Origin of the sequence: Paracidovorax oryzae ATCC 19882 (assembly GCF_000687165.1) — a bacterium.
Taxonomy (GTDB): Bacteria; Pseudomonadota; Gammaproteobacteria; order Burkholderiales; family Burkholderiaceae_C; genus Paracidovorax; species Paracidovorax oryzae.
Genome location: NZ_JMKU01000019.1, coordinates 38,000 through 53,612 on the forward strand (window position 1 = coordinate 38,000; position 15,613 = coordinate 53,612).

Annotated in this window: 9 protein-coding genes and 1 pseudogene; 6 read left to right on the forward strand and 4 right to left on the reverse strand. The window is 71.5% G+C overall.

All coding sequences use genetic code 11. From position 1 onward, the window contains the following. Nucleotides 1–46: 46 nt before the first annotated feature. Nucleotides 47–1,759 (forward strand): thiamine pyrophosphate-binding protein, encoded by a 1,713-nt coding sequence (locus tag T336_RS0115480; protein ID WP_209435974.1) that lies wholly within the window; start codon nt 47–49, stop codon nt 1,757–1,759. Between the two features lie 37 nt (nt 1,760–1,796). On the opposite strand, the gene gshA is transcribed toward T336_RS0115480, so the two are convergent. Then, nucleotides 1,797–3,353: a glutamate--cysteine ligase gene (gene gshA / locus T336_RS0115485; protein WP_026433239.1), complete on the reverse strand. Its 1,557-nt coding sequence runs from the start codon at nt 3,351–3,353 to the stop codon at nt 1,797–1,799. A 274-nt stretch (nt 3,354–3,627) separates the two neighbouring features. Here gshA and xopZ point away from each other — a divergent pair, with 274 nt between their 5' ends. Further along, entirely contained in the window at nt 3,628–7,860 is a 4,233-nt protein-coding gene (gene xopZ / locus T336_RS27405; protein ID WP_026433240.1) for a XopZ family type III secretion system effector, read from the forward strand. Between the two features lie 200 nt (nt 7,861–8,060). On the opposite strand, the pseudogene T336_RS27410 reads toward xopZ, so the two are convergent. Continuing rightward, nucleotides 8,061–8,870, reverse strand: a pseudogene (locus tag T336_RS27410) (aldose 1-epimerase); the annotation flags it as partial. Continuing rightward, the gene (locus T336_RS0115505; protein WP_244883967.1) at nt 8,779–9,735 is read right to left on the reverse strand and encodes an SMP-30/gluconolactonase/LRE family protein; all 957 of its coding nucleotides are present in this window, start codon (nt 9,733–9,735) and stop codon (nt 8,779–8,781) included. The pseudogene T336_RS27410 and the gene T336_RS0115505, both read right to left, overlap by 92 nt. Nucleotides 9,736–9,857: 122 nt before the next feature. Here T336_RS0115505 and T336_RS0115510 point away from each other — a divergent pair, with 122 nt between their 5' ends. Continuing rightward, the gene (locus tag T336_RS0115510) at nt 9,858–10,673 is read left to right on the forward strand and encodes an SDR family NAD(P)-dependent oxidoreductase (RefSeq protein WP_019701196.1); all 816 of its coding nucleotides are present in this window, start codon (nt 9,858–9,860) and stop codon (nt 10,671–10,673) included. Between the two features lie 185 nt (nt 10,674–10,858). Here the strand turns inward: T336_RS0115510 and T336_RS0115515 are convergent, their stop codons facing one another. Continuing rightward, nucleotides 10,859–11,821 (reverse strand): LysR family transcriptional regulator, encoded by a 963-nt coding sequence (locus tag T336_RS0115515; RefSeq protein ID WP_026433242.1) that lies wholly within the window; start codon nt 11,819–11,821, stop codon nt 10,859–10,861. A 106-nt stretch (nt 11,822–11,927) separates the two neighbouring features. On the opposite strand from T336_RS0115515, the gene T336_RS0115520 reads away from it, so the two are divergent. The 3 genes from T336_RS0115520 (at nt 11,928) to chvE (ending at nt 15,522) form a co-directional block, all read left to right on the forward strand. Next, nucleotides 11,928–13,370 carry an aldehyde dehydrogenase family protein gene (locus T336_RS0115520; RefSeq protein WP_026433243.1) on the forward strand — a complete coding sequence of 481 codons (1,443 nt, stop codon included), beginning with the start codon at nt 11,928–11,930 and terminating at the stop codon, nt 13,368–13,370. A gap of 69 nt (nt 13,371–13,439) precedes the next feature. Beyond that, nucleotides 13,440–14,408, forward strand: coding sequence for an ABC transporter substrate-binding protein (locus tag T336_RS0115525; RefSeq protein ID WP_026433244.1), 969 nt, complete (start codon nt 13,440–13,442; stop codon nt 14,406–14,408). 43 nt (nt 14,409–14,451) lie between these two features. Continuing rightward, on the forward strand, nt 14,452–15,522 hold the full coding sequence (chvE, locus tag T336_RS0115530; protein ID WP_026433245.1) for a multiple monosaccharide ABC transporter substrate-binding protein: 1,071 nt from the start codon (nt 14,452–14,454) through the stop codon (nt 15,520–15,522). Nucleotides 15,523–15,613: the final 91 nt, after the last annotated feature.

Consider the following 15,613-nt stretch of genomic DNA (forward strand, 5'->3'; position numbering starts at 1 on the left):
CGCACGCGCACTGGGCGATAGTGGCGCATTCCCCTCCTTCCCATCCATGACCTCTCTGCCCTCTTCTTCTTCCGCTCCGGCCGCCGCCACGCTCCGCACCGGCGGCCAGATCCTCGTGGACCAGCTCATCCTGCACGGCGTGCGCCAGCTCTTCTGCGTGCCTGGCGAAAGCTACCTGGCGGTGCTGGACGCGCTGCACGATGCCGACATCGCCGTCACCGTCTGCCGCCAGGAAGGCGGTGCGGCCATGATGGCCGAGGCGCAGGGCAAGCTCACGGGCCGGCCGGGCATCTGCTTCGTCACGCGCGGGCCCGGGGCCACGAACGCCTCGGCCGGCATCCACATCGCGCACCAGGACTCGACGCCGCTGATCGTGTTCGTGGGCCAGGTGGCGCGCGAGGCGCTGGGCCGCGAGGCCTTCCAGGAGCTGGACTATGGCGCCGTGTTCGGCACCATGGCCAAGTGGGTGGTGCAGGTGGACGACGCACGCCGCCTGCCGGAGCTGCTGTCGCGCGCGTTCCATGTCGCCACCTCGGGCCGGCCCGGGCCGGTGGTGGTGGCCCTGCCGGAAGACATGCTGACCGATGCGGTGCAGGCCGCCGATGCCCTGCCCCATGCGGTGGCCGAGACGCATCCCGGCCCGGACGTGCTGCGCGAACTGGCGCGGCGGCTGGCCTCGGCCGGGCGGCCGGTGGCCATCCTGGGCGGCAGCCGCTGGTCGGAAGCCGCCGTGCGCGATTTCACGGCCTTCGCCGAGGCGTGGAGCCTGCCGGTGTATTGCTCGTTCCGCCGGCAAATGCTGTTTCCCGCCAGCCACCGCTGCTACGGCGGCGACCTGGGCCTGGGCGCCAATCCGAAGCTGCTGGGGCGCATCCGCGACAGCGACCTGGTGCTGCTGGTGGGCGGGCGGCTCTCCGAAGTGCCCTCGCAGGGCTACACGCTGCTGGACATTCCCGTGCCGGCGCAGCCGCTGGTCCACGTGCATGCGGATGCCGACGAACTGGGCCGGCTGTACCGCCCTGCGCAGGCCATCCATGCCACGCCGCAGGCCTTCACCGCCGCCCTGTCCGCGGTGCGGCCGGAAGGCGATGTGCGATGGGCCGCGCATGCCGCCGAGGCGCGTGCCGACTATTTGGCCTGGAGCGATCCCGCGCCGATCCGCATTCCGGGCCCGCTGCAGATGGGCGAGGTGATGCGCCACCTGCGCGAGGTGCTGCCGCCGGACACCATCTTCTGCAACGGCGCGGGCAATTTCGCCACCTGGGTGCACCGGTTCTGGCCCTTCACGGCCTTTGCCAGCCAGCTCGCGCCCACCAGCGGCTCCATGGGCTACGGGCTGCCGGCCGGCGTGGGGGCCAAGCGGCTGTGGCCGCAGCGCGAGGTGGTGGTGTTCTCGGGCGACGGCGACTTCCTCATGCACGGGCAGGAGTTCGCCACTGCCGTGCAGTACGGCCTGCCGGTGATCGTGGTGCTGCTGGACAACGGCATGTACGGCACGATCCGCATGCACCAGGAGCGCGAATACCCCGGCCGGGTGAGCGCCACGCAACTGCGCAACCCCGACTTCCGCGCCTATGCGCAGGCCTTCGGCGGCCACGGGGAACGGGTGGAACGCACCGAGGATTTCGCGCCCGCGCTGGCGCGCGCCCGCGCGAGCGGCCTGCCCAGCGTGCTGCACTGCCTGCTGGATGCAGAGGCGATCACCCCCACGGGCACGCTGGCGGGCATCCGCGGCGCGGCGCAGGCGGCCGGCCGCTGAAAAAAAAGGCCCGCCAAGGGGCCTGTATCAGGGGGACCTATACGGTCTGCGCGAGCGGCGCGCCCGCCGACGACGCCGCGGCGCCGATGGCCATGTAGCGCTTGCGCCAGGTCTCGAAGTCCAGCGTGTCTGCCGCCTCGATGGCCTTCTGCTCGGCCAGCGACACGGCGGCCATGCGCTCGTAGCGCGCCTGCTGCTCGTCCGCCCAGGGCTGCTGCAGCAGGGTGTCGCGGGACGCACGGGACTGCTCGAGCGTGAAGCCCAGGAAGCTCTGCCCGTGGCCGCCGGCCATGCGTGCGAGCACGCGGGCGGACGGCGTGGCGCCTGGCTCGCGCAGCAGGTTCCTTGCCGCCTCCAGGGCCTGCGCGTGCGCATCCGTGCCCTGGGCCGCGTCCAGCGCGGCGGCGATGGGTGCACATTCGGCCAGGATCTCGGCGCCCCACTCCACCAGCGGCACGCTGCGGCCCCCGCGCTCCAGGCACAGCCCGGGCTCGCGGCCGCGCTCGGCCGTGAGGTGCTGGTTGCGCTTGAGGGCGGCGATCTCGGCGGGGGTGTCGGGCGGGCTGTCCGACAGCAGGCAGTGCAGCAGGAACATGTCCAGCAGCCGCATGGTCGGCGCCTCGATGCCCACCGGCGCGAAGGGATCGAGGTCCATGAGCCTCACCTCCACGTACTCCACGCCGCGGTCGCGCAGCGCGTGCAGCGGGCGCTCGCCGGGGCGCACGGTGCGCTTGGGGCGGATGGTGCCGTAGAACTCGTTCTCGATCTGCAGCAGGCTGGTGCCCAGCTGGTTGTAGTCGCCGCCGGGGTTGCGCACGCCCAGCGCCTCGTAGGCGGGATAGGGCCGCGTCAGGGCTTCGTGCAGGGAGTCGGCATAGCCGTCCAGCCCGTTGTAGCTCACGGCCAGCGTGGCCTGGGCATCGCTCTGGTAGCCCAGGCGGCCCATGCGCAGCGAGGTGGCGTGCGGCAGGTACAGGGAACCGGGCCCCAGGCGCTGCAGGCCGTGCTGGCGGCCCTGCACGAAGCAGTCGCACAGCGCGGGCGATGCGCCGAACAGGTAGAGCAGCAGGAAGGCCTGGCGGCGGAAGTTGCGGATCAGCCCGAAATACTCGTCGCTCGCGATGCCGGGCATGGACCAGTTGTAGTGGATGCCCGAGATGGTCTGCATGCGGCGGCCGTAGCGGTGCCCCAGGCCCATGCGGTAGATGCTCTTGGCGCGGCCCACGTTGGAGGCGCCGAAGCGCGCCAGGGGAATGGTTTCGTCCGTCGGCAATCCGCAGGGCATGCTGGATACCCACAGCATCTCGCCGGACTGCGCCAGGGTACGCAGCACGAACCGGTGGATCTCGGTCAGCTCGTCGAGGCACTCCTGCACCGAGCTACGCGCACCGGTGATGAGTTCGATCTGCGACTCGCTGTAGTCGGTCGTGATGTGCGGATGCGTGAGCGCGGCACCCAGCGCCGCCGGATGCGGCGTGAGCGCCAGCCCGCCCTCGGCCAGCACGCGCAGGCCCTCCTTCTCGATGCCGCGGCGCATGCCCGCCAGCCGGTTGCCTGGCAGCGCGCGGATTTTCTCCTGCAGTTGGCTCGTCATGGTGCGTCTTTTTTTGTTACCGGTTGGTCCGTGTCGGGACGGAACTTAGCACGCCGGCCATGCTCGCGCTCGCGCCTGCGTCCAAGTCCCTGCTTCGCGCCGCCGGAAGGCGCTTCGGCCGGACACCGGAGGGCGCACCGGCACCGGCTCCATCATCGCGGGTGTCGTGGCCAGCCAACGGTGCATGCCCCCCCGGGCGCGCGGCGTCCAGCCACTCCCTTCCCGGGCCTTGCGCCGGGATCGCGCACGACGCCCCTTGTGACCGACGGACGCCATGCCGAAATTTTCCCTGCGCCCCCACACCACCACCCTGCTTGTCCCCGGCAATGCCCGCAATGCGGCACATGCCGGCGCCCCCGCGCCCGGCAAGCAGGCCCACCACAAACTGCACCAGCTCGACGGCGCGGCAGCGCGCAGGGAAGCGCTCGCGCCCCAGTTCGGCCTGGCCGGCCGGGTGCGCAAGTACCTGGCGGAACCATTGCCCGCGGCGGCCGATGCCGATACATCCGGCACCACGGCTGCGCAGCCCGCTTCCCCGGGCGCCACGGTCCCGCGCAAGGCGACCAAGGCCTTGCGGAAGTTCCTGGGCACGGCAGGAACCGCGCTCGGGCTGCGGGCCGGCAAACCCGTGGGGCTGGACGAACTCACGCGCTTCCGGGATACGGCCGCCGCCGGCGCACGCCCCATCGAGCGGGACGCCCCGGCCGACCGGGGCACGTGGCGCAGCGTGGGCGCGGCGCAGGCCCGTGCCTTCGCGGCATCGCAGCGGCTGCACGAGGCCGAGGTGGCGGCCCGCAAGGCCACCGCGCTGGAGCACCTGGTGCAACTGCACATCGAGCGGCTGGAATCCGATGCCCAGCGCGCCGGCCGGCGCATCGCGCACGCCGCGGACCGGCCGGTGCCGCTGCGCCAGCGGCAGGCGGCCATCGCCGCGCAGCAGCAGGCCCTGGACGCCAGCATCGCCCGGCTGGCGGAAGAAGCCAGCGCGCTGGAGCAGCGCATCGCCCAGGCCGAAGCGGCCGTGGCGGCGCCCGTGCGTGGCCGGCTGGATACGCTGCTGGCCGCACGCACCGAGGCCGACCGCAGCGACGCAGGCACCGGCGAGGACGTCGCCGCGCTGCGGCAGCATCTGCAGGAGCTGCGGTCGCTGCACACGATACGCACCGGCATCCGGCACGGCCTGGAGCAGCGCAGGCAGGATGTGCAGGCCGAACTGGAGCGGCTGGAGCGCTCCGCCGTGGCGATGGCGCGCGATCTGTTCGACGCGGATGACGAAGCCTGCGACCTGCGCTCCCTGCTGGGCGGCCTGCGGGAGCGGCGCGCCACGCTGGAGGCGGCCCGGGATGCCGCCCGGGCGGCCAGCGAAGCGGCGGCGGCCGCGCTGAAGGCGTGCGAGAAGGAAATGGCCGGCCGGCAGATCGATACGCTGCCCGGCCTGCGCACCCCGGGCACACCCGCGGAGGCCGCCGCCTGCGCGGCATTGCAGGCCGCACTGCGGGACTGGTCGGAGGGGCTGGACACGGCGCCGTTCGGCGACCGGGCGATTCCCGCTGCCGGCGTGGTGGCCGTGGGGCTGAAGGCCCTGGCCGTGGCGGCCGGCGGCGATCCGGCCGAGGCCCTGCAGGCCCTCGGCGCGCTGCGCCGGCTCCGCTGGGAAGACCTGGCGCCCGCACCCGGCGCGGAGGCCGCCCGGCGCGGCGCGGCCGTCCTGCCGCCTGCGGCGCAGCGCACGGTGGACCACCTGGCGCGCGTACCCCGGGGGCTGCAGGTGTTGTCGCACCTGCTGCGTCCGGAAGGCAGCCCGGCCGCGCACCCGGAGCGCCTGGCAGCCGCACGCCAGGCATTGCGCGCCGATGCACTGCTGCGCGCCGCCGCGCCGGACGACGCCGGGCTGCGCACGTGGCTGGGCCACGCCCGCCGCGCCGCCCGCCGGGCCCTGCATGCCGAAGAGCCCGCCAAGGCACTGTCCACCTGCACGGTGGACGAGCGCGCGGCCTACCACGCGCTGCGCAATGGCTATGAAAGCAACGCACCCGGCTCGGCCTACGACCGGGCGAACGGCCACCTGCAGCGGCTGGCGGACGCATTGCACGACCTGGCACGGCACGGCGCGCAGCCGCGCGCCTTCGGCGGGCAGCCCAATGCGCTGCGCTCCCTGCCGCAGGCGCTGGAGGTGGGTTCCGCCACGGCGCTGCCCACGCCGCGGCGCCGGGCGGACGCAGCCCTGGAAAAGGCCGCCGGCCAGCTCTCCGAGATGCTGGGCGGCCTGCGTGCGGACCGTGCGCCGGGCCGGCTGCCCGGCCCCGCGGAATGCGCCTGGCAGGCCCTGGCGGAAACCGTGCAATGGGCACCGGAGGGCACGGACCGCACCACCCTGGTGATCGACGCCGCCGCGCGAGAGCGCATAGCGGCGCGCGCCACGGAATTGCGCGCGCACTTCGAGCGCACGGCGCTCGGCCAGGGCGTGCCGCCGTCGGAGCTGTCGCAAGGCAGCGTGCCCCTGCTGGAGACCGCCTGGCAGCGGCTCGAACGCCGCCCGCACACCGCCGCCGAAGCGCTGGCGCTGCTGGCCGAGGGCCTGCCCGGGGATGCGGGCGGGCCTTCCTCGCCACCGCCACCGCCGCCGCCCGGCGGCACGCCCGTGTCCTGGCACGGCTATGCGCTGCAGCAGGGCGCGCAGTTCCGCGCCAGCGCGCAGGAGGCTGCCCGCCTGCTGCGCGACGGCGCACCCGGGCAGGCCACGCATGCGCAGGCCCTGCTGGACCTGACGCGGGACATGATCGGCCAGCTCGAATGGCGCGATCGCCTGCGCCTGATCGGCCAGCAGGCCTGGGGCCTGAACGCAGGGCCGCTGTCCGCGGCCGTGGCGCTGGGGTCCTCCGTGTTCGGCCTGGGCGTGCGGCTGATCGCCGGCGCGCAGCGCAACCGCGACGCCGTGATGGAGTTCTACATGGGCCGCACCGGGATGTACCTGCAGATCGGCGAGCAGCGCACGGGCCAGGTGCAGGTGGGCGCGGGCGCGAACACCGGCTATGCAACCAACCTCGGCACCGACCAGGCGACGCTCGGCGGCACCCTCGCGGCGGACTGGCGCTGGCGCGGCGAGCGCGGCCTGGAAAACGGCATCCAGCTGCGCCTGCCGCGCCTGGGCAAGGGCCGCGAGCCGGAACTGAACGTGGAATTCCTGGATGCCTACGAACACCTGCTGCGCCTGGCGGAGCCGGGACCCGATGGCGCGCCGGCACGCCACGACTGGCTGCGCGAGCTGCTGGGCCACCATCCGGAACTGAGCGCGGGCCTGATCGACGATGCCCGGCGCTCCAGCACCGGCACCGAGACCAATGTATCCGCCAGCGCGGGCCTGCGCGTGGGCGAGGTCGCGGGCCGGGGCCGGCGTGCGGGGGTGGCCGCCAGCCTGGGCGCGAAGATGCGCCAGGACAATGGCCGCACCGCCACCACCGTCGCCGGCTACATGACCACGGTCTATCGCGATGCGACCGCCTCCTCCCGGGTGGAGGTCTCGGCCCGCGCCACCGCCAGCGTGCAGATCGCGGAGGCACTGCGCAGCAACGGCGCCGGCACCGCCCAGCGCGCCAGTGCCGGGCTGGGCGGGCTCGACGCGGGCTACGCCGTGGAGGTGGCGAACCATGCCACGACGAACTTCTGCACGCTGTTTCTCTTCGGCGACGAGATCGACCCCGTGCGCAGCGACCGCGCCACGGACTACTCGCGCTTCGCGGAATTCGAGCGCCACGTGCGCGCGGAATGGGACGGCTGGGCGCACTACGGCACCGGCAAGCTGGGCAGCGACGTGGAAGAGCCGCTGCACCACCTGCTGGCGGACATCCAGCTGTCGCATTTCATGGAGCAGACGCGGACATTCGCGCAGGGCAACGGCTTCGCCGCCATGTTCGCGGACAAGGCCATGCGCGCGCCCGCCGCACCGCTGCTGGACACCCACCGCGCGCTGGCCGCGCTGGCCCGTGCGGCCGGCGACGAGGACGGTGCGCGGGCCGAGGATGCGGCCTTCGACGCCTTCCTGCAGAACGAGGCCATGTGGGAGCCGACGCTGCTGCTGCTGCGCGAGAAGGGCAAGCTGCAGGAAGAGCGCGGCCTGGATTTCTTCCTCAAGCACCAGAACAACCGCGGTGCGGAAGCGATGCGCACCGTGGGCCAGTGGATCCTCTACGAGCCCGTGCCGCGGCGCGAGCCGGGCCAGCGCCTGCAGCCCGCGAGGACCTGGGAGCAGCCGGCCCCTGCGCCGCACGGTGCGGAAGGGGCGGACGGCGCGGAAGGGTCCGGCGCCGGCGGCAGCAGCCGCTACGAAACGGCCAGCGAGGCGAGCCTGGACTCTTTCCGCACCGCGCGCGGATCGCCGGTGCGGCCTGGTGCGGCCCCCGGCGCGCTGGCCGGCGCGGAAGTCCCGGCCGCAGGCGCCGGCCCGGACGCTGCCACGCGGCCGGACGGCGGGACGCCGCCGGGCGCCGCGTCGCCCAGCAGGCCGTAGCGCCACTCGACGCGCAGCGTGAATTCCTGCCCCCGCTCCAGCACGCGCAGGCCCGGCTGCCCCGGCTGGTTGAAGGCATCGATGGGCTGGGTGATGGGCTCGAAGCAGAAGGCCGGCCCTTCGGGCGGCCGGTACACCAGGCAGAAGTGGCGCCCGGCGCCGCCGTCCCGCTCGAAGTCCGGCATGCGCGCCGTGAGCTGCAGGCCGCGCTCGGGCCAGGCGATGCGCGCCGTGCCGCCCCAGCCGGTGTAGGCGTTGTCGATCAGGTTGCCGTGGGCCGATATGCCGCCATTGAGGTTCCAGCCCTCGGGGAACCACTCGGTGTGGCGCGTGGGCAGCGGATCGCTGCCGCAGAGCCACACGCCCTGCACGGGGGCGGAGATGCGCGTGTCCGGCGTGCGCGGGAACCAGGGATGCAGGCCCAGCCCGTAAGGCAGCGGCTCGGGGCCGAGGTGGCGCACCAGCACGCTCTGGTCCAGCCCGCCCGGCACCAGTCGGAAGGTCTGCACGCATTCGTAGTGGTAGGGATTGCCCTGGAAGCGGTCCGAGTGCAGGGCCATCTCCAGGGTGTCCGGCGCCGGCTGGCGCAGGCTCCAGGGCTGCAGCCAGCCGTCGCCGTGGATGGGGTACGGCTCGCCCGCGCGGTTGGGCTGCATCGGATGGAAGCGCCCCGCATGGAAGAACCCGCCGCAGCTGATGCGGTTGGACCAGGGCACCATGGCGAACGAGGCCATGCGGTAGAGGTCGGCCGTGCGGCCGTCCCACGAGCGCCACAGGTCGGCGCGGCGCCCGTCCGGTCCGTCGATCTGCCAGGCCGCGACGCTGCCGCCCAGCGAAGGCACGAGGCCCAGGTGCTGGCCGGCATGGTGCAGCCAGGTGACGGGGTGAAGGGTGTCGTTCATGGGCGTCTCCAGGAGGTCAGCCGCCGAAGCGGTGGGCCGGCAGGCCGGGGCCGTCCACGGAGACGGCGAAGAGCGATCCGGCCAGGGGCTCCGCCACCAGCCGGGCATCCGACAGGCCCGTGCGGGCCGAGATGATGAAGAGCGTTCGCAGGTCGGGGCCGCCGAAGGCGCAGGTGGTGACCTGGCTCACCGGCAGCGAAACGCGGCACAGTTCGGCGGCGCTCACGGGATCGTGGCAGGTCACGCACGCGCCGCCCCAGTGCGCGATCCACAGCCGCCCCAGCGCGTCGGTGGTCATGCCGTCGGGCAGCCCGTCCTCGCCGGCCCATTGCTTCCACAGCGTCCTGTTCGACAGCGCGCCCGTGCCGGGGTCGAAGTCGTAGCGGTAGGTGCAGGCTTCGGCGGTGGCGTTGAAGAACATGGCCGGCGCACCGCCTGCAGCGCCGGCATGCGACCAGGCGGGGCCGTTGGTCACCGCGAAGCCGTCGTCGTGCCGCGTGCAGCGGCCATCGGGATCGAAGCGGTAGAGCGCACCGGTGGGCGCCTCGCAGGCGAAATCCATCGATCCGGCCCAGAAGCGCCCCTGGGCATCGCACTTGCCGTCGTTGAAGCGGTTGCCGGCGCGATCCGGTTCGGGCTGGTGCAGGTAGCGCGGCGCGGCGTCCGTGGCCGGGTCGAACAGCGCGAAACCGCGGCGCAGGGTGACGACGAGGCCGGGTGCCCCGGCGCGCTCGGCCAGCGCGGAGACCTCTTCCTCGAAGGTCCAGCAGCGGTGCGCGCCGCCTGCGGGATCGCAGCGGTGCAGTTCGCGGGCGAGGATGTCCACCCAGTACAGCGCCTGTTCGCGCCCGGACCACAGCAAGCCCTCGCCCAGTTGGGAGGCCATGGGCCGCACGCAGCGCACCGCGCCGATCGCGGGGGTGGGCCAGGGCACGGCCGGTGGGTTGTCGGAAGGCATTTCGGGGGGGTGCATGCGCATCTCCAGACGTTGTTTCAGCGCCCGTCTGTCGCGGGCCTCTTGACGCGGCGCATCTTATCAACGCAAATTGATGCACGTAACCATTATTTTTTCTATCAATCGATACCGAAATTTATATGTCTCAAGTTGCACCTGTTTCTTCTTCCGGCACCGCCGCCTCGCCGTCCGGCGCCCTGTCGGTGTTTCCCAGCCTGCGCGGACGCGTGGTGTTCGTGACGGGTGGTGGCAGCGGTATCGGCGCCGCCATCGTGACGGCTTTCGCCGAGCAGGGTGCGCGCGTGGCGTTCGTGGACGTGGCGCGCGAGGCCAGCGGGCAACTGGCCAGCGACATGGAGGCCGCGGGCCTGCCGCGCCCCTGGTGGCGCGAGTGCGACGTGCGCGACATCGATGCCCTGCGCGCTGCCCTGCGCGACGCCGCGGCGGAGCTGGGCGATGTTTCCGTGCTGGTCAACAACGTGGCCAGCGACGACCGCCACACGCTGGAGTCCGTCACCCCCGAGTACTACGACGAGCGCATGGCGATCAACGAGCGCCCGGCCTTCTTCGCGATCCAGTCGGTGGTGCCGGGCATGCGCCGGCTCGGCGGCGGCTCCATCGTCAACCTGGGCTCCACCGGCTGGCAGGGCAAGGGATCGGGCTACCCCTGCTATGCGATCGCCAAGTCGTCGGTGAACGGGCTCACCCGGGGCCTGGCGCGCACGCTGGGCCAGGACCGCATCCGCATCAACACCGTGTCCCCCGGCTGGGTGATGACCGAGCGCCAGATCCGGCTCTGGCTCGACGCCGAAGGGGAGAAGGAGCTCGCGCGCAACCAGTGCCTGCCCGGCAAGCTGCAGCCGCGCGACATCGCGCGCATGGTGCTGTTCCTGGGCTCCGACGACGCCGCGATGTGCACGGCGCAGGAGTTCAAGGTGGACGCCGGCTGGGTCTGATAGAGGCAACCCCCTGAGGCGCTTGCGCGCCTTCCCCCTTCTCTCGCCGGGCTGCACCCGGCGGGAAGGGGGACACCGCCGGCGCGGCGGGGCGGCCCTTGCGCGGCGGTTGCTGGCGGGGCCGTGCCTGTGCAGAGGCCGTGGCAAAGCGCACATTCGCGTAGGCCCTCATCGGGGGCTGCGGCCTACTCGTCCACCTCCAGCTTGCGGCCGTACTGCACGAAGCTGGCCTGCTTGAGCGCCTTCATCATCACCTTGGCGGCGGGCGAGAGCAGGCGGTCGGTGCGGGTGACGATGCCGAAGGCGTCCATGTGGCAGGGCATGGCGATCGGCAGCACGGCGACGATGCCGTGGGCCGCGTAGTAGTGGGCGACGTCCGCGCCCACCACGGCGATCATCTCGCTCTGCTGCAGCATGCGGGTGATGAACAGCAGCGCGGAGGTCTCCACGATGTCCGTGGGCGGGGCGAGGCCGTCCTGCTGGAACATCAGGTCGAACCGGTGCCGCAGCACGCTGCCGGCGGGCGGCACGATCCAGTTGGCCGAGAGCACGTCCCGCAGCGTCAGGCCGCTCATGCCCGAGAGCGGGTGGCCGGGGCGGCTGATGGCGCAGATCGGCTCGTCCGTCAGCGGCTCGTAGCGCAGGTGGCCGGTTTCCGGCCCGGGGAGCACGCGCCCCACCATGATGTCCAGCCGCCCCTGCTCCAGCCGCTCCAGCAGCACCGGGCTGGTCTCGATGTCCAGCGTGATGCGCAGGCTCGGGTGCTGCTGCTTGACCAGGGCCACCGCCGCCGGCAGCAGGCTCAGGCCCGGCGAGGTGATGGCGCCGATACCCACCTGGCCGTAGTGCCCCGTCTTCAGCGCGCCGATCTCGTCATGGGCCTGGTTGAGGCTCGCCAGCGCCATGCGCGCATGCCGGATCATGGTCTCGCCATACCAGGTGGGCCGCATGCCGCGGGGCAGGCGCTCGAACAGCGGCACCTCCAGCACGTCTTCCAGGTCCTTGAGCAGCTTGGAGGCGGCCGGCTGCGTCATGCTGAGCACCTGGGCCGCGCGGTGGATGTTGCCCTCCTCGGCCAGGGCCACCAGCAGCAGCAACTGCCGGGTCTTGAGACGCGCGCGGATGAACCAGTGGTTGTAGGTGCTCATGGGGTTTTCCTGAATGCCGGGATTGATATGTATTTTGCCCAAAAAACTATTGGATTGATATAAAAAACCTCCATAGACTGCAGCGCAACCGTAGCAAAGAGGGTTCATGAAGCTTGGCGACATGCAGCAGACGCCCCGGCACCTGATCAATGGGCGCTGGGAGATCGGCACCACCACCGGGGTGAGCGTCAATCCGTCCGACACCCGGGAGGTGGTGGCCGAGTACGCCCGCGCCGACCGGAACCAGGCCGGCCAGGCCGTGCGTGCCGCTGCGGATGCCCTGCGCCACTGGAGCCGCAGCGCCCCCCAGCGGCGCGCGGACGTGCTGGACCTCGTCGGCAACGAACTGCTGGCCCGCAAGGAAGAGCTGGGCACGCTGCTGGCCCGCGAAGAGGGCAAGCCCCTGCCCGAGGCGGTGGCGGAAGTGGTACGCAGCGGCCACATCTTCAAGTTCTTCGCGGGCGAGGCGCTGCGCATCCCCGGCGAGCTGATGGCGTCGATGCACCAGGGCGTGCAGGTGGAGGTGACGCGCGAACCCGTGGGCGTGGTCGGCGTGATCGCAGCCTGGAACTTTCCCTTCGCCATTCCCGCGTGGAAGATCGCGCCGGCCCTGGCCTTCGGCAATACGGTGGTGTTCAAGCCGGCCGAACGGGTGCCGGCCTGCGGCTGGGCGCTGGCCGAGATCATCGCCCGCAGCGGCCTGCCGGCGGGCGCATTCAACCTCGTCATGGGCAGCGGCCGCGAAGTGGGCCAGACCCTGGTGGACCATCCCCTGGTCGATGCCTTGAGCTTCACCGGCTCGGGACCGATCGGCGCGCGCATCCTGCGCTCGGTCGCGGCGCGCGGCGCCAGGGTGCAGCTGGACCTGGGCGGCAAGAACCCGCTGGTGGTACTGGCCGACGCCGACCTGGACCAGGCCGCGGATTGCGCGCTGCAGGGCGCCTACGGCTCCGCCGGACAGCATTGCATGGCCTCCAGCCGCATCGTGGTCGAGGCCCGCGTGCACGACGACTTCGTGGCCCGGCTGCGCCAGCGCCTGGCGGCGCTGCCCGTGGGCCATGCGCTGGAACGCGGCACGGGGATGGGGCCCGTGGTGGACGAACGCCAGCTCGCGCAGAACATCGAGCACATCGCGGCCGCACGCCAGGAAGGCGCGGAGCACGTCTTCGGCGGCGAGCGCATCGAGCGCCCCACGCCCGGCCACTACCTGAGCCCGGCGCTTTTCACCGCGCGCCCCGAGCACCGGATCTCCCGCGAGGAGGTCTTCGGCCCGGTGGCCTGCGTGCTGCGCGCGGACGACTACGAACACGCCCTGGAGCTCGCCAACGACACGCCGCGCGGCCTGTGCGCGGGCATCTGCACCACCTCGCTGAAGCACGCCATGCACTTCAAGCGGCACGCCCGGGCGGCCATGACCATGGTGAACCTGCCGACCGCCGGCGCGGATTTCCAGGGCGATCGCCGGGAGCCGGGCCACGGCCCGCGCGACCGGGGCCGCCACGCCGCGGAGTTCTTCACCACGGTCCGCACCGGCTACATGCTGGGCTGAGAGGCACGCCCTTCCCCTTCCTCCTTTCCCCCTTCCCTCATCACATCACCATAAAGACAGGAGACAACGATGACGAAACTGACCCGACGCACGCTGGCCGCGGCCCTGGCCTGCGCACCCGTGGCCGCCCTGCTGCCCGCGGCCGCCTGGGCGCAAAAGCCCATCGTGCTGGGCTTCAGCCAGGTCGGCGCGGAGAGCGAGTGGCGCACCGCGAACACCGAATCGATCAAGTCGGCGGCCAAGGACGCCGGGATCGAGCTGAAGTTCTCCGACGCGCAGCAGAAGCAGGAAAACCAGATCAAGGCCATCCGCTCCTTCATCGCCCAGCGCGTGGACGTGATCGCGTTCTCGCCCGTCGTGGAGTCGGGCTGGGAGCCGGTGCTGCGCGAGGCCAAGGCCGCGAAGATCCCGGTGGTGCTCACCGACCGCGCCGTCAACACCAAGGACACGTCCCTCTACGTCACCTTCATGGGCTCGGACTTCGTGGAAGAAGGCCGCAAGGCCGGCCGCTGGCTGGTCGAGAAGATGAAGGACAGCAAGGGCGACGTGAACATCGTCGAGCTGCAGGGAACCGTGGGCTCGGCCCCGGCCATCGACCGCAAGAAGGGCTTCGAGGAAGTCGTCAAGGCCGACCCGAAATTCAAGATCATCCGCTCGCAGACCGGCGACTTCACCCGCGCCAAGGGCAAGGAAGTGATGGAAGCCTTCCTGAAGGCCGAGGGCAAGAAGATCAACGTGCTCTACGCGCACAACGACGACATGGCCATCGGCGCGATCCAGGCCATCGAGGAAGCCGGCATGAAGCCCGGCAAGGACATCACCATCATCTCCATCGATGCCGTGAAGGGCGCCTTCGAGGCCATGATGGCCGGCAAGCTCAACGTGACCGTGGAATGCAGCCCCCTGCTGGGCCCGCAGCTGATGGCCGCGGTCAAGGACATCAAGGCCGGCAAGACGGTGCCCAAGCGCATCGTGACCGAGGAAGGCATCTTCCCCATGGAAACCGCCGCCCAGGAATTCCCCAAGCGCAAGTACTGAATCCCAACCCCTCTCGCACACCGATAACAACCAGGAGACTCCCGTGAAGCGCACTTTTCTGAAAACCACCGCCGCCGCCCTCGCACTCGCCGCCCTCGGCTCCCTGCCGCTGGCGCATGCCGCGGACAAGGGCAGCATCGGCATTTCCATGCCCACCAAGTCCTCGGCCCGCTGGATCGCGGACGGCGACAACATGGCCAAGGTGCTCAAGGAGCGCGGCTACAAGACCGATCTGCAGTACGCGGAAGACGACATCCCCAACCAGCTCGCCCAGATCGAGAACATGGTGACCAAGGGCGCGAAGGTGCTCGTTATAGCCTCCATCGACGGCACCACGCTCTCGCGCGTGCTGCAGAGCGCGGCGGACAAGGGCGTGAAGGTCATCGCCTACGACCGCCTCATCAAGGGCTCGAAGAACGTCGATTACTACGCCACCTTCGACAACTTCCAGGTCGGCGTGCTGCAGGCGCAGTCCATCGTGGACAAGCTGGGCCTGAAGCAGGGCAAGGGCCCCTTCAATATCGAGCTCTTCGGCGGCTCGCCCGACGACAACAACGCCTTCTTCTTCTACGACGGCGCGATGAGCGTGCTGCAGCCCTACATCGACAGCGGCAAGCTGGTGGTGCGCAGCAAGCAGACCGGGATGAACAAGGTCGGCACCCTGCGCTGGGACGGCGCCACGGCCCAGGCCCGCATGGACAACCTGCTCTCGGCCTACTACGGCAAGGAGAAGGTGGACGCCGTGCTCTCGCCGTACGACGGCATCTCCATCGGCATCCTCTCGTCGCTCAAGGGCGTGGGCTACTGCACCGCCCAGCAGCCCTGCCCGATCGTGACCGGCCAGGACGCCGAGGTGCCTTCGGTCAAGTCCATCCTGAAGGGCGAGCAGACCTCCACCGTGTTCAAGGACACGCGTGAGCTCGCCAAGGTGGCGGCCGACATGGTGGACGCGGTGCTGTCGGGCAAGCAGCCCGAGATCAACGACACCAAGACCTACAACAACGGCGTGAAGGTCGTGCCCTCCTACCTGCTCAAGCCGGTGCTGGTGGACCAGTCGAACTGGAAGAAGGTGCTGGTGGACAGCGGCTACTACAAGGAATCGCAGATCAAGTGATCCGCCGCGCGCGGCCCGCTGCGGGCCGCGCTTCCCGTGCCACGTGCCGCGCCCCGGGGTCTTGCAGACCGGGTGCGGGGGCACGCCAGCG